The 13,958-nt window shown below is 65.4% G+C and carries 16 protein-coding genes; 6 read left to right on the top strand and 10 right to left on the bottom strand.

Annotated features, from left to right (window positions below):
• Window positions 1-88: 88 nt before the first annotated feature.
• Window positions 89-685 (top strand): nitroreductase family protein, encoded by a 597-nt coding sequence (locus tag H7F16_RS08170; RefSeq protein WP_185797076.1) that lies wholly within the window; start codon window positions 89-91, stop codon window positions 683-685.
• A gap of 76 nt (window positions 686-761) precedes the next feature.
• Here H7F16_RS08170 and guaA read toward each other — a convergent pair whose 3' ends face one another.
• Window positions 762-2,324, bottom strand: coding sequence for a glutamine-hydrolyzing GMP synthase (gene guaA / locus H7F16_RS08175; protein ID WP_185797077.1), 1,563 nt, complete (start codon window positions 2,322-2,324; stop codon window positions 762-764).
• Window positions 2,325-2,603: 279 nt separating this feature from the next.
• Here guaA and H7F16_RS08180 point away from each other — a divergent pair, with 279 nt between their 5' ends.
• A complete protein-coding gene (locus H7F16_RS08180; RefSeq protein ID WP_241741372.1) occupies window positions 2,604-4,169 on the top strand; it encodes a trimethylamine methyltransferase family protein in 1,566 nt (521 codons plus the stop codon).
• Window positions 4,170-4,233: 64 nt separating this feature from the next.
• Here the strand turns inward: H7F16_RS08180 and H7F16_RS08185 are convergent, their stop codons facing one another.
• Entirely contained in the window at window positions 4,234-4,548 is a 315-nt protein-coding gene (locus tag H7F16_RS08185; protein WP_185797078.1) for a DUF6477 family protein, read from the bottom strand.
• Between the two features lie 203 nt (window positions 4,549-4,751).
• Here H7F16_RS08185 and H7F16_RS08190 point away from each other — a divergent pair, with 203 nt between their 5' ends.
• Entirely contained in the window at window positions 4,752-5,843 is a 1,092-nt protein-coding gene (locus tag H7F16_RS08190; protein WP_185797079.1) for a DUF6456 domain-containing protein, read from the top strand.
• Here the strand turns inward: H7F16_RS08190 and H7F16_RS08195 are convergent.
• Entirely contained in the window at window positions 5,840-6,400 is a 561-nt protein-coding gene (locus H7F16_RS08195; RefSeq protein ID WP_185797080.1) for a hypothetical protein, read from the bottom strand. The two genes, H7F16_RS08190 and H7F16_RS08195, sit on opposite strands and share 4 nt — an antisense overlap.
• Window positions 6,401-6,597: 197 nt before the next feature.
• On the opposite strand from H7F16_RS08195, the gene lipA reads away from it, so the two are divergent.
• Entirely contained in the window at window positions 6,598-7,548 is a 951-nt protein-coding gene (lipA, locus tag H7F16_RS08200; RefSeq protein WP_338401982.1) for a lipoyl synthase, read from the top strand.
• A 15-nt stretch (window positions 7,549-7,563) separates the two neighbouring features.
• Here lipA and H7F16_RS08205 read toward each other — a convergent pair whose 3' ends face one another.
• The 4 genes from H7F16_RS08205 to hpt form a co-directional block, all read right to left on the bottom strand.
• Window positions 7,564-8,463 carry a hypothetical protein gene (locus tag H7F16_RS08205; RefSeq protein ID WP_185797082.1) on the bottom strand — a complete coding sequence of 300 codons (900 nt, stop codon included), beginning with the start codon at window positions 8,461-8,463 and terminating at the stop codon, window positions 7,564-7,566.
• Between the two features lie 90 nt (window positions 8,464-8,553).
• Window positions 8,554-9,447: a cytochrome c gene (locus H7F16_RS08210; protein WP_185797083.1), complete on the bottom strand. Its 894-nt coding sequence runs from the start codon at window positions 9,445-9,447 to the stop codon at window positions 8,554-8,556.
• A 93-nt stretch (window positions 9,448-9,540) separates the two neighbouring features.
• Window positions 9,541-9,708 carry a hypothetical protein gene (locus H7F16_RS08215; RefSeq protein ID WP_185797084.1) on the bottom strand — a complete coding sequence of 56 codons (168 nt, stop codon included), beginning with the start codon at window positions 9,706-9,708 and terminating at the stop codon, window positions 9,541-9,543.
• A complete protein-coding gene (hpt, locus tag H7F16_RS08220; RefSeq protein ID WP_185797085.1) occupies window positions 9,705-10,244 on the bottom strand; it encodes a hypoxanthine phosphoribosyltransferase in 540 nt (179 codons plus the stop codon). The genes H7F16_RS08215 and hpt overlap by 4 nt, the downstream gene beginning before the upstream one ends.
• 79 nt (window positions 10,245-10,323) lie before the next feature.
• Between hpt and H7F16_RS08225 the strand changes: the two genes are divergently transcribed.
• Together H7F16_RS08225 and H7F16_RS08230 are read left to right on the top strand one after the other, a co-directional pair.
• A complete protein-coding gene (locus H7F16_RS08225) occupies window positions 10,324-10,791 on the top strand; it encodes a type II toxin-antitoxin system RatA family toxin (RefSeq protein ID WP_185797086.1) in 468 nt (155 codons plus the stop codon).
• Between the two features lie 60 nt (window positions 10,792-10,851).
• Window positions 10,852-11,700 (top strand): CE1 family esterase, encoded by an 849-nt coding sequence (locus H7F16_RS08230; protein WP_185797087.1) that lies wholly within the window; start codon window positions 10,852-10,854, stop codon window positions 11,698-11,700.
• Between the two features lie 17 nt (window positions 11,701-11,717).
• Here H7F16_RS08230 and H7F16_RS08235 read toward each other — a convergent pair whose 3' ends face one another.
• Genes H7F16_RS08235 through H7F16_RS08245 form a run of 3 tightly spaced genes read right to left on the bottom strand, consistent with a single transcriptional unit; the run spans window position 11,718 to window position 13,863 of the window.
• Window positions 11,718-12,212 (bottom strand): CinA family protein, encoded by a 495-nt coding sequence (locus tag H7F16_RS08235; RefSeq protein WP_185797088.1) that lies wholly within the window; start codon window positions 12,210-12,212, stop codon window positions 11,718-11,720.
• Window positions 12,209-12,706, bottom strand: a complete 498-nt coding sequence (locus H7F16_RS08240; RefSeq protein ID WP_185797089.1) for a phosphatidylglycerophosphatase A family protein — start codon at window positions 12,704-12,706, stop codon at window positions 12,209-12,211. Before H7F16_RS08240 ends, H7F16_RS08235 begins: the two co-directional genes overlap by 4 nt.
• Complete coding sequence (locus tag H7F16_RS08245; protein ID WP_185797090.1) at window positions 12,703-13,863, bottom strand: bifunctional 2-C-methyl-D-erythritol 4-phosphate cytidylyltransferase/2-C-methyl-D-erythritol 2,4-cyclodiphosphate synthase; 1,161 nt, start codon at window positions 13,861-13,863, stop codon at window positions 12,703-12,705. Before H7F16_RS08245 ends, H7F16_RS08240 begins: the two co-directional genes overlap by 4 nt.
• Between the last annotated feature and the right edge of the window lie 95 nt (window positions 13,864-13,958).

A 13,958-nucleotide genomic window follows, 5' to 3' on the forward strand; every position in this document is an offset into this window, starting at 1 on the left:
AGAGGTCTGTCTGCACTGCGGCGATCTTGTTTGCAGGTGCAGCAAGAGTATCTTCCCGGGGCAAGTTTCTTGAATGTCAGGTGAAGCCATGAATGCCCCCGTTAAAGATATCCGCGTCGCAGAACAGCCCGTCGATGCGCAATTCCTTGGCCGCTGGTCGCCGCGTGCCTTTACCGACGCGACCCTTGGCGAGGGCGAAGTCCAGAGCTTGCTGGAAGCGGCGCGTTGGGCGCCTTCGGCGTCGAACCTGCAACCCTGGCGCTTCGTCTGGGCGCTGCGCGGCGATGCGGCCTTTGCCCGGATCGCCGATGGTCTGGTGCCGTTCAACAAGGCATGGGCCGAGAAGGCGGCGGCGCTGATCGTCGTGGCGTCGAAGGCGACGGTTCTGAAGGAAGAGGCCGAGGTGGCCAATTCCTTCCACGCCTTCGATACGGGCACCGCCTGGGGCTATCTGGCCCTGCAGGCGCATCTGCAAGGGCTGGTCGCCCATGCGATGGGCGGCTTTGACCATGCCAAGACAGCCGAAGCCGTGGCGCTGCCCGCCAACCATGTGCTGCATGCCGTGGTGGCCGTGGGGCATCGGGGCGACGCGGCAAGCCTGCCCGAGGGGCTGCGCGCCCGCGAAGTTCCGAGCCCGCGCCTTGCCCTTGCCGAGATTTCGGCGCGTGGCAGCTTTGGCGCGTAAGCCGTTCTTTTCCTGATCCGAAAGGAAAGGGCCGCGTCTGGTGACGCGGCCCTTTCGCAATACAGGTCACGGGATGTCATTCGAGTTCGATGGTTCCCGGCGGTTTTGACGTGCAATCGTAGAAGACGCGGTTGACGCCCTGCACCTCGTTGATGATCCGCGTGGCGGTTTCACCGAGGAAATCGTGGGTGAAGGGGTAATAGTCGGCGGTCATGCCGTCGACCGATGTGACGGCGCGCAGCGCGAGAGCGTAGTCATAGGTGCGCCCGTCGCCCATCACGCCCACGGTCTTCATCGGCAGGATGGCGGCAAAGGCCTGCCAGATTTCGTCATACAGGCCGTGCTTACGGATCTGGTCGATGTAAACGGCATCGGCGCGGCGCAGGATGTCGAGCTTTTCGCGGGTGATCTCTCCGGGGCAGCGGATGGCGAGGCCCGGTCCGGGGAAGGGGTGCCGCCCGATGAAGGGGACGGGAAGGCCCAGTTCGCGGCCCAAAGCGCGGACCTCGTCCTTGAACAGCTCGCGCAGGGGTTCGACGAGCTTCATGCCCATCTTTTCCGGCAGGCCGCCCACGTTGTGGTGCGATTTGATCGTGACCGAAGGCCCGCCCGAGAAGCTGACGCTTTCGATCACGTCGGGGTAAAGCGTGCCTTGGGCAAGGAATTTCGCGCCGCCGATGGATTTGGCGTGTTTCTCGAACACCTCGATGAAGAGCCGCCCGATGGTCTTGCGCTTCACCTCGGGGTCCGAGACCCCTTCGAGCGCGCCGAGGAACAGGTCGGATTCGTCGGCATGGATCAGCGGGATGTTGTAGGTGTCGCGGAACATCGAGACGACCTGTTCAGCCTCGCCCAACCGCAGCAGGCCGTGGTCGACGAAAACGCAGGTGAGCTGGTCGCCGATCGCCTCGTGGATCAGGACCGCCGCGACCGAGGAATCGACGCCGCCGGAAAGGCCGCAGATTACCTTTTCGCTGCCGACCTGTTCGCGGATCTTGCGGATCGCCTCTTCGCGGTAGGCCCCCATCGTCCAGTCGCCCTTGAACCCGGCGAGTTTGACGAAGTTTTCGTAAAGCTTCGCGCCCTTGGGGGTGTGATGCACCTCGGGGTGGAACTGGACGGCGTAGAAATGGCGCGCGGTGTCGGCGGTGATGGCGAAAGGCGCGTTGGGCGAGGTGCCGTAGACGGCAAAGCCGGGGGCGATTTCCGACACGTGGTCGCCGTGGCTCATCCAGACCTGTTCGCGCCCGTCGGCAAACCAGCCGGCAAGGATGGGGTCGGTGGCATCGGTGGGGGTGACATAGGCGCGGCCGAATTCGGCCGTGCCGTGGCCGCGTTCCACCTTGCCGCCAAGGCAATGCATCATGACCTGCTGGCCGTAGCAGATGCCAAGGATCGGCACGCCCAGACCGAAGACCCCGCGCGGCGGCATCGGCGCGCCATCGGCAAAGACCGAAGCGGGCCCGCCCGAGAAGATCACCGCTTTCGGGGCGAAGGATTTCAGGAAGGCGTCATCCACTTTGTTGAAGGGGTGGATTTCGCAATAGACGTTCAACTCGCGCAGGCGACGGGCGATGAGCTGCGTTACCTGGCTGCCGAAGTCGATGATGAGAAGGCGGTCATGCGCGATTTGTGTCATGCGCCCGCATAGGATGAAGCGCGGAATTCTTCAAGAGGGGGGAAGCGATGGCCCCGAGAGGTTTTCGCCCGCGCCCGCGCTGCGCCATGGGGGTTTCACCCCCAGACCCCCAGAGTATTTGGGCAAGGATGAAGCGGGGGGCGGGACAGGTCGCTGCCGTGATGCGGCGATGTCGTTTTTGCACCTCAAGCGCCGTATTCGGGGGCGGGGGCTTTGCGTTTCGGGCGCATAAGCGGGTCAAACGGAGGCCGATTTCGGGCCTGAACGAGGAGAATGACGATGGGCGACATGGATGTTGCGGGTGCGGCAGCGGGCGGACGGCGTTCGGCGCGGGGCGGCGGCGGGTCGGCGCGTCGGGCGGAACGGACGGCGGTCAGCCTCGAGACCGCGAAATTCATCCAGCGCAACATTCCCAATTTCGAAATCCTGAACGAGGAAGCGCTTCAGATCATCGAATGGAACGCGGATACGGTTCTGGAAGAGATCGGCGTCAATTTCGTCGAGAACCCCGAGGCGTTGCGGCGCTGGAAGGAAGCGGGAGCGGATGTGCAGGGCGAGCGCGTGCGGATTCCGCGCGGTCTGGCCCGCAAGCTGTGCGCCACGGCCCCGTCGCAGTTCACGCAATATGCCCGCAATCCTGACCGCAACGTCGTGGTCGGCGGGCGCAATCTGGTGCTGGCGCCGGTCTATGGCCCCCCCTTTGTGCGCGATATCGAAGGCGGGCGCCGCTATGCCACCATCGACGATTTCCAGAAATTCGTGAAACTGGGCTATATGTCGAAATGGCTGCACCATTCGGGTGGCACCGTCTGCGAGCCGACCGACGTTCCGGTGAACAAGCGCCACCTCGACATGCTGCATGCGCATATGGTGCTGTCGGACAAGCCCTATATGGGGTCGGTGACCGAGCCGAGCCGTGCTGCGGATTCGGTCGAGATGTCGAAGCTGCTTTTCGGGGCGGATTTCGTCGACCAGAACACGGTGATGACCTCGCTTATCAACATCAACAGCCCGCTTACCTTTGACGGGATCATGATGGGCGCGCTTGAGGTCTATGCCAAGGCGAACCAAGCGGCGATCATCTCGCCCTTCATCGTCGGGGGCGCGATGGCGCCGGTGACGGTGGCGGGCACGCTGACGCAGGTGCTGGCCGAGGTTCTGGCGGGTGTGGCCTATAGCCAGTTGATCCGTCCCGGCGCGCCGGTGATCTTTGGCGCTTTCGTGACCTCGATCGACATGAACTCGGGCGCGCCGACATTCGGCACGCCGGAGGCGTCGCACATCACCTATGGCGCGGGGCAATTGGCGCGCCGGCTGAACCTGCCTTACCGGTCGGGCGGGTCGTTCTGCGGGTCGAAACTGCCCGATGCGCAGGCGGCCTATGAAACCGCGAACAGCCTGAACATGGCCTTGCTGGCGGGCGTGAACTTCATGCTGCATGCCTGCGGCTGGCTCGAGGGGGGGCTTGTGTCCTCGTACGAGAAATTCGTGATGGACGCCGACCAGCTTGGCACCTTGCACCATCTGGCGCAGGGCATCCACATGGACGCCAACGGGCAGGGCATGGACGCGCTGCGCGAGGTTGGTCCGGGCGGCCACTTCCTTGGCTGCCAGCATACGCAGGACAATTTCAAATCGGCCTTCTGGCGGTCGGACCTGTTCGACTACAAGCCCTTCGAGACCTGGGCCGAGGAAGGCGCGCGCGACACGCAGACGCTGGCGGCCGAGCGGGTCAAGAAGATGCTGGGCGACTACCAGCAACCCGCGCTGGACGAAGGGATCCGCGAGTCGCTGGACGAGTATGTGGCGAAGAAGAAAGCCTCGATGCCCGACGCTTTCATCTGAGCGGCTGCACCACTGCGACTGCACCGCTGCGAATGGACCCGCGCCGGAAACGGTGCGGGTTTTTCTATGCGTGCAAGGTCAGGCGCAGTTCGGCCAGAAGGGCGATCAGCACCTCGATATGGCGGGCGAAGGAATAGGTGGCCGCACCGGTCCGGCGCGCGCTTTCGATCCGCGCCTCGGCCGTGAAAAGCGCGTCGAGCGGCGGCATCCGGCTTTCGGCAAGGGTCAGCAGGCGCGGCAGGTCGCGGTCGCGGCGGTAGAGCGACAGGCCGTGACGCGCGGCGCTGAGCAACAGGCGCGGGCGGCGGCGGTCGGCCACCCCCTCGGTCGGGGCCAGGGCTTGGGCGGTACGTGGCGGGGGGGCGAAGTTGAAGGACATGGCAACACCTTTGGTCAGGGTGCTGTCAATCTAGCGTGACACAACCTTGCGTTGCGCAATCGGCAGGGCAACCGTGCGGTGCTGCGGCACTATTTTAACGCAAATACCTGAATTATTGACAAATTCGTCGCTAAACCCCGTCGTGTTAACGGTTCGGTAACCATTGCACGTTGGGGTTGTGTTTACACTTTGGGGGTGTCGATATGAAAAACGGCCAGCAGGATGGCGGCGAGGGTGCGCCCTTGCCCGGATGGGTGCCCGAAACCGCGCGGCTTTATCTGGCGCATACCGGCGACGGGGTCTCGCTGCGCGAACTTGCGCGGCAACGGGGGGTGCATGCCTCGACCGTGATGCGGCAGGTGCGGCGCTATGAAAGCAGGCGCGACGATGTGCTGGTGGACCAGGCGCTTGACGGGTTGAAGGCGGTCAGCGACCCGGACGCGGCCACGCAGGCAGGGACCGGACCCGACCGGCCCGTGCCGCGTGCGGGTGCGGTGCCGCAAGAGGCGGAGCTGTCGCGCGAGGCGCGGCGGGTTCTGGGGCGGATGGCGGAAACATCGGCGGTGCTGGCGGTCTCGGCCGATCTCGGGACGGCGGTGGTGCTGCGGCAGGGCGGCGAGGGCAAGACGCAGCGGCTTTGCACGGTCGAGCGGTCTGTGGCGCAGGCCTTTGCGCTGAAGGACTGGATCACCTGCGACAAGCCGGGCCGGGTTTCGGTTTACCGGCTGACCGTGGCGGGGCGGGCGGCGCTGCGGCGCATGGCGGCCGCGCAGTCCGACGGCGGCTATGGCGCGCAGCACCGGCAGATGGAGATGCGCGAGATCGACGAGGCGGGCGGGCCGCAGCGCATTCGGGTCAATGTCGCGGAAAGCCCGATCGTGATGCTGGGGCGCAAGCGCGACAAGGACGGCAAGCCCTATCTGGAGGGCGAGTTGATCCGCGTGGCCGAACGTCTGCGCGAGGATTTCGAACTGGCGCAGATGGGGCCGCGCGTGGCGCAGAACTGGGACCGCTTTCTGACGGCGGGCGACAGGGGTGGTTTCCGGTCGGATTCGGGCCTTGCCGAGGGGCCGAGGGCGGCGCGGGAACGGGTGTTGCTGGCGCTGGCCGATCTGGGGCCGGGGCTTGGCGATGTGGTGTTGCGCGTGTGCTGCTTTGTCGAGGGGATCGAGACGACCGAACGGCATATGGGCTGGGCGGCGCGGTCGGGCAAGATCGTGCTGCGCATCGCCTTGCAGCGCCTGAAACGGCATTACGAAGAGCGGTATGGCCGGTCGGGGCCGCTGTTCGGTTAGGCGCCGAAGCCCTTGGCCAGCAGGCCGAGCGAGAGCAGGCCAAGCCAGCAGGCGGCGGCGCGGCGCATCAGGGCAAGGCCCGTGCCCGCCGCCGAAGGCAGGCGCTGTCCGATCCAGACCCATGCCACGGCGACAAGAACCACAAGCGCCGTGAAAAGCGCGAACCCCTGTGCCGGTGCGGTGGCGGGCAGCAGGACAAGGCCGAAGATCAGCGCCTTGGGGTTCAGAAGGGTGGTCACGAAAACGCGGGCCGGGCTGACAAGCGGGCGGTCGCCCTGATGCGGGCTGACATGCCACAGGCGGATGGCAAGCGACAGAACCCAGAGGCCGGCGATGATGGCGATGGCCGGACGCAGCGCGCCGAGCCACGGGCTTGCGGCATGGGCCAGCAACGTAAGCGGCACGACGGTGCAAAGATAGGCGGCCAGTTCGACCGGAATGAGCGGCAGCGAGGCGCGCAGCCCGCGGTCGGCACCCGAAAGCATCATCAGCGTATTGGTCGGCCCCGGCGTAAGCAGAAGCAGCAAGATGGCCAAGGCAATTTCGGGTGTCGGCATGTGTGGTTTCCCTGATGTCAGCCCGACTTGGCAAAAACGGCACCATTCGGGCCATGACATGGATCAAATAGCCGCTTTGCCAAGGGCCGCATAGTCCCGACGCTTGGTTGCGCATGGCGGGGAAAGGGCTTATCTCGGGGGAAGATCGGCGTTGCCGCGATGTTGGCAGGGGCAGGGCCGGAGCAAGGAGAGCGAGCGTGCGCGACCTGAAACTGCCCGAACAGCGCCACCCCGAAAAGGCGCACCGGCCCGACAACGAGCAGCCGAAGAAACCGGCATGGATCAGGGTCAAGGCCCCGACCAGCGCGGGCTACAAGCAGACGCGCGATATCCTTAAGGAAAAGAAGCTGGTGACAGTCTGCGAGGAAGCGGGCTGTCCCAATGTGGGCGAGTGCTGGAGCCAGGGCCACGCCACCATGATGATCATGGGCGAGATCTGCACGCGGGGGTGCACCTTTTGCAACGTGGCGACCGGCAAGCCGCAAACGCTTGACGCTTTCGAGCCGGGTCGGGTGGCGCATGCGGTGGCCGAACTTGGTCTGAAACATGTGGTCGTGACCTCGGTCGACCGCGACGATCTCGAGGACGGGGGGGCCGAACATTTCGCCCAGACCATCCGTGCGATCCGCCACCGCGCGCCTGGAACGACGATCGAGGTGCTGACGCCCGATTTCCTGAAATGCCCGCCCTCGGCGCTTGAGGCGGTTGTCGCGGCGCGGCCCGATGTGTTCAACCACAACCTTGAAACCGTGCCGGGACTATACCCCGAGGTGCGGCCCGGTGCGCGCTATTTCCATTCGCTGCGCCTGTTGCAGAAGGTCAAGGAACTTGACCCGACGCTGTTCACCAAATCGGGGATCATGGTGGGCCTTGGCGAGGACCGGCAGTCAGTCTTGCAGGTGATGGACGACATGCGCGCGGCGGATGTCGATTTCCTGACCATCGGCCAATACCTGCAACCGACGCCCAAGCACCACAGGATCGACCGTTTCGTCACTCCCGACGAATTCAAGGCCTATGAGACCAGCGCCTATGGCAAGGGGTTTCTGATGGTCTCGGCAACGCCGCTGACGCGGTCGTCCTATCATGCGGGCGACGATTTCGAGCGGCTGCGCGCGGCGCGGCTGGAAAAACTGGGGCGGGTCTGACCCGCCCCGAAGCGATCAGAACTTGTAGCCGACCGAAGCATCCATCAGCACGGTGGAATTGTCTCCGTCGGCGATGCCGCCGGACAGGTAGGCGCCATTGCCAAAGCCCCAAGCCGCCGTCACGCCGTAAAGATATTCCTCTTCGGTGAAGTCCTTGCGCGCAAGGCTGCCGCCGATGGTCATGTTGTCGGACAGGCGGTAATCGCCGGAAAGCTGGAAGGTCGTGCCGTCGCCGTCGATGGTCTGGCGTGACAGGTAGGCGGAAACGGTGAACTGGCCCTGATCATGCGCCACGCCGATCAGGCCCGAAAAACCGCCTTCGAGGCTTTTGTTCTCGATCATGCCTTCGATCTGCGTCTGGCCCATCGTGTATTCGCCGGCAAGCTGGAAGAGCGTGCTGCCGGTTCCCTCGAATTTATGCACCGAAGCGCCGTAGCGGATGGCGCCCGCGCTGTTTGAATAGCGCAGGCCGTAGCTTTGGCGGTCTTCGCGCTTGGCGATGACGCCGACCATCGACGGCGTGCCGAGGGCGACGTTCTGGCCGGGGATCATGCCGCCCGCGTCGATGCCCTTCATGCCCGCAAAGGAGGGCACGTCGATCAGCATGTCGGCCACGGATTCGGGTGCGCCGATGGCAAATTCGCCAAAGCCCGAATTGACCAGTGCGGCGGCGTAGAAGGATTTGAGTTCCGGCCCGTTATCCAGCGCAAAGTCGGAATCGGTGCCAAGTTCGACACCAAGCGCGCCGCCACGGTAGCGCAGCATGGCGTCGGCGGAAAAGAGCATCGTCTCGGCACCGTTGCCACGAAGATATTCGAGTTCGAACTGGCCCGAGGTTTCGAGACCCTGAGCCTGCGCCGCAAACGGGCAAAGCATGACGAGAAGCGCCGGAAGCGCGGGGGGGAACCTGTTCATTATATACAACCTGCTGCTCGGTTTTTTTTACGGGCTACCACAAGTTGGGTTTACCCGCAACCATTCGTGGCCCGGGGCGCGGCAACCGGCCTATTCGACCGGCGCCACGCGTTGCAGGTAGGCCGCCACGGCCTGACGGTCGGATTCGGGCAGTTTGGACATGTTTTCCACCACATGCGCCATATGGCCGCCGACCGAGTCGTAGTCGGGCGTGAAGCCCGAGGTCAGGTATTCCACGACCTCGTCCGCGCTCCATGTCAGCTTGGCGGGGGTGATGTTGGGAATGCGCCCCTCGCCCGAGGGATTGGGCGCACCGGCAAGCCAGCGCGACCGGTCCAGACCGCCCAGCGCGTTGCGCGGCGTGTGGCATTCGCCGCAATGGGCAAGGGCCTCGGCGATGTAGCGGCCACGGGTTTCGACGGGCGTCAGGTCGGGGGCGTCGATGGCCCATGCGGGGGCGGCGAAAAGGGTTTTCCAAAGGCCGAGGCCGCGGCGCAGCGTGAAGGGAAAGGCCATGTCATGCGGCTGGCTGGGGGTGGCGTCGGGCGGCAGGGTTTGCAGATAGGCGTAAAGATCGACCACGTCCTGCGGCTGCATCAGCTGGTAGGATGTATAGGGCAGGGCGGGGTAGAGGTGTTCGCCGTCGCGCCCGATGCCGCGTTGCAGGGCATTGCCAAGGTCTTGCAGCGACCATGCGCCGATGCCGTGGTCGGGGTCAGACGAGATGTTGGGGGCGATGAAGGTGCCGAAGGCAGAGGGGAATTTCTGTCCCCCGGACAGGATCAATTGCGCCTCGCCCGTGGCCCCTTCGGCCATGTGGCACGAGGCGCAGCCTGCGGCGGTGAACACCTGCTGGCCATGCGCCGCATCGGGGCTGAGGCCCGCGAAGCTGTCAGCCGGAAGCGGGGCGGGTTCGGTGAGATACCAGAAGGCGGCAAGGCCAAGAAGGGCAAGGCCGCAAAGCACTGTCAGAACACGCCGCATGAAGGTTACCCCGAAGTTGATGGCAGGATGCTAGGTGGTGACGAAGGTGTCGGACAAATGACGTTTTCGCCAAGTGACTTGGTCAAGTGGCGGTCAGGGTTTCAGCTTTTGCGGGGTCAGCCAGTCGGGAAAGCCCCAAAGCCGTTCGGCCCCCGCGACAAGCAGGCACAGCGCCACCACCACCAGAACCAGCCTGACGCGGTCTGCCGATGGCGGGTTGCGCGCCCAGCGGGCCATCCGGATGAACCAGATCGGCGTCATGCGGTGAAGCGGACCTTGCCGATATAGGGCAGGTTGCGGTTGCGCTGCGCAAAGTCGATGCCATAGCCCACGACGAATTCGTCGGGGATCTCGAAACCCGTCCATGTGGCGCGGATATCCACCTCGCGGCGCGAGGGCTTGTCGAGCAGGGCGCAAACCTCGAGGCGCTTGGGTTCGCGCGACAGAAGCAGGTTCTTGACGTGATGCAGCGTAAAGCCCGTGTCGACGATATCCTCGACCACCAGCACGTCGCGGCCCGCGATTTCGCCGCGCAGGTCCTTGAGGATGCGGACCTCGCGGCTGGAATGCATGGCATCGCCGTAAGAGGAGGCCTCGAGGAAGTCGACCTCGACGGGGAGGTCGATCTCGCGCACGAGATCCGCGATGAAGACGAAAGAGCCGCGCAGCAACCCCACGACGATGAGCTTGTCGGTGCCCTTGTAATGGGCGGTGATTTCCTTGGCCAAGGCCTCGACCCGTGCGGCGATGCTTTTGGCGCTGATCATCTGGTCGATGACATAAGGTTGGTCGGTCATACTGTCCCTGCGGCTTTGGGCCTCTTGATTTCCGGCCCCCGCTTAACCAATACCGTGGGGCAAGTCACGGATCGATCAGATGCCAACCCATCATGAAGTCAAGCGGCTGCCGTATTCGGCGACGCAGATGTATGACCTTGTGGCCGATGTGGCCGCCTATCCCAAGTTTCTGCCGTGGAATTCCGCCGCGCGCATCCGGTCGCGCATGCCCGTCACCGGCACGGGTGGCGAGGCGGGCGAGGTGATGGAGGCGGATCTGGTGATCAGCTTCAAGGTGTTCCGCGAGCGTTTCGGCAGCCGCGTGACCCTGTGGCCCGCGCGCAAGCGGATCGAGACGGAATATCTGGACGGCCCCTTCCGGCACATGCGCTCGACCTGGGATTTCCGCGATGTCGAGGGGGGCTGCGAGGTCGAGTTCTTCGTGGACTTCGAATTCCGCAACGCGCTGTTGCAGGGGATCATCGGGGTCGTGTTCAACGATGCAATGCAGCGCGTGGTCCGCGCCTTCGAGCGGCGCGCGGCCGAATTGCACGGCCCAAAGGTCTGACCGCGACGGAACGGGCGGGGCGGCGCGTATCAGCAAAACACCCTTGAAAGGGAGACGCCGATGCTGCGCCTTGTGCTTTTGCTGTGCCTGATCGCGCTGCCCGCCGTGGCAGAGACCGTCACGCTGGACGGGCGGTCCTATCTTGTCGACCTGCCGCCCCGGCCCGAGGGGGCGCCCGTGATCCTTGCCCTGCATGGCGGGGGCGGCAGCGCAAAGCAGTTCGCCCGCGCCTCGGGCCTGTCGCGACCCGCTGTTCGCATGGGATTTGCGGTGATCTACCCCCAAGGGACGGGGCGCATTGCCACATGGAACGGCGGCTATTGCTGCGGGGCGGCCCAGCGCGAGGGGGTGGATGATGCGGCCTTTCTCGATGCGGTGGTGGCCGATGCGGTGCTGCGCTTCGGGCTTGATGGGGCGCGGCTTTACGCAACGGGCATGTCGAACGGGTCGATCATGGCCGAAACCTATGCGGCGCTGCGTCCCGGCCGCTTGCGGGCGGTGGCCGGGGTTTCGGGCACGATGGATACGGGGCGGTTCAGGGTGACGGCCCCCGTGCCGCTTCTGGTCATCCACGGGACTGCCGACGCGATGGTGCCCTATGCCGGAGGTCGGGGAGAGACGAGCCTGACGCAAACCGATTTCGCGCCGGTCGCGGCGGTCGAGGCGGCATTCCTTGCGCCGTTTCCGGTTCTGGCGCAGGGCGAGCGGGTGATCGATCGGGCAGATGACGGGATGCGGGTGGTCGAAAGAAACCATGCCGACGCGAAGGGGCGGGTGCAAGTGCGGGTCATGACGGTCGAAGGCGGGGGCCATGCCTGGCCGGGAAGCCTGCGCGCCACGCGGCAGGGGGAAACGCGCGACATCGATGCGACCGCAGAAGTGCTGCGATTCTTTGCCCTGCACCGTTAGCCCTTGCGGGCGCCGGTCTAGCCCCCGAACTGGCCCCCGGTCTGGCCCAGTGCCTGCGCCAAAAGCGCCAAGGCATGCGCGACGGAGGCCTTGCGGACATTGGCGCGGCCGAGGGGGCCGAAATCCACGGTTTCGCAGCGGGTGGGCCGGCCAGATTGCGCAAGGCCGAAGCAGACGCGGCCTTCGGGCTTGAAATCTGACCCGCCGGGTCCGGCAATTCCGGTGACCGAGACGGCAAGTTGCGCGGCCGAGCGGGCCAAGGCGCCTTCGGCCATTTCGCGGGCGGTTTCCTCGGACACGGCACCGAATGCGCCGAGCGTGGTTTGGCTTACGCCCAGCATGTCGGATTTGGCGGCGTTGGAATAGGTGACGAAACCGCGGTCGAACACATCGGACGATCCGGCGATATCGGTCAGCGCGGCCGAGATCATGCCCCCCGTGCAGCTTTCGGCGGTTGCGATCCGCAGGCCCTTTTGGCGGGCGGCTTGCAGCAGGGCAGCGGGGTCGGTCATCGCATGAAGATCCCGTGGGCGATGCCTGCCGAGATGACGACCGCCACTCCGGCAAAAAGACCGGCCCAGAGATCGTCGATCATCACCCCGTCGGCGTCGCCGCGCGCATCGGCGCGGCCCGCAAGCCAGGGTTTCCAGATGTCGAAGAAGCGGAAGAAGAAGAAGGCCGCGACCCAGCCGGGGTAGGGCATGAACCCTTCGTGTCCGCGCCACCAGAAGGCGACGGCGGGAAAGAGCAGGGCGATCCACTGTCCGGCAACCTCGTCTATGACGAATTCCGAAGGGTCTGCACCGGGCTTGCCGGACAATTCGCTCCGGCAGGCCCAGAACCCTGCCAGCGTGGCTGCGACCGTTGCGAGCGCAAGCACCGGCGCGCCAAGGAAGCGGTCGATCAGCAGACCCGCGACGATGGCCGCCGCAGACCCCCATGTGCCCGAGGCCGGGCGCAGGTGGCCGATGCCGAAGACCGTGGCGATGCGATAGGCGAGGGTCATGCGCGCACCAGCAGGGCTGTGGCGAGCGAGGCGATCCCCTCCTCGCGGCCGGTGAAGCCAAGGCGTTCGGAGGTGGTGGCCTTGACGCTGACCTGATCGGGCGAGACGCCCATTATTTCGGCAAGTTTCGCTTGCATATCAGCGGCATGCGGGCCGATCTTCGGGCGTTCGCAGACAAGCGTGACATCGCAATTGCCCAGTTTCCAGCCCATGCTTGCGGCCAGTTCGACCGCGTGGCGCAGGAAGATATGGCTTTCGGCCCCCTTCCATTGCGGATCGCTGGGCGGGAAGTGTCGGCCGATGTCGCCTTGGGCCAGCGCGCCGTAGATCGCGTCGGTCAGGGCGTGCATTCCGACATCGGCGTCGGAATGGCCCAAGAGCGCCTTGTCATGCGGGATGCGGACGCCGCAAAGCCAGACATGGTCGCCCGCGGTGAAGGCGTGAACGTCGTAGCCGTTGCCGATGCGGAGGGTCATTGCGCGGTCTTTCAGGATGGCTTCGACACGGGCGAAATCGGCGGCGAAGGTCAGTTTGATGTTGGACTCGTCGCCTTCGACGATGGAAACGTCAAGCCCTGCGGCGCGGGCCACGGCGACATCGTCGGCGGCAGGGGCGCGGTGGGCGCGGTGGGCCGCGAGGATATCGGGAAAGCGGAAGCCCTGCGGGGTCTGCGCGCGCCACAGACCCGAACGGTCCTGCGTGCCGGTGACAAGGCCCGCCTCGCCGCGCCAGAGCGCATCGGTCACGGCAAGGGCGGGGGCTGCTCCGGGGCTTTGGGCCAGCGCGTCGAGAACGCGGCCGATCACCTCGGCCGAGACGAGGGGGCGCGCGCCGTCGTGGATCAGCACCGTGGCGGGAGGGGCACCGAGGGCAAGCGCCTCGAGCGCATTGCGCACCGAGGCATCGCGCGTGGCCCCGCCTTCGACGAAGGTGACGCCAGTCAGCACTTCGGGCGGCAGGCTTTCGGCGCGGGGGCGGTCTTCGGGGTGGATCACGAGGACGATGTTGGCGATGGAGGCCGCGCGGAAGGCGGAAATGGTATGTGCGACCACGGGCCGCCCTGCGAGGCTTTGCCATTGTTTGGGAAGATCGCCCCCCGCTCGGGTGCCGCGTCCGGCCGCGACGATGATAGCCGCTGTGTCGCGGTCTGTGGGCATGGTAAGGGTCGCACTCCTGAGGCTTGCGCCCTGTTTAGGCCAGACCGCTGCGCCTGACAATCTGGCGGGTTATCGGGCAAACTGCACAAAATTTG

The sequence above is a fragment of the Paragemmobacter straminiformis genome, from assembly GCF_014243445.1.
Taxonomy (GTDB): Bacteria; Pseudomonadota; Alphaproteobacteria; order Rhodobacterales; family Rhodobacteraceae; genus Paragemmobacter; species Paragemmobacter straminiformis.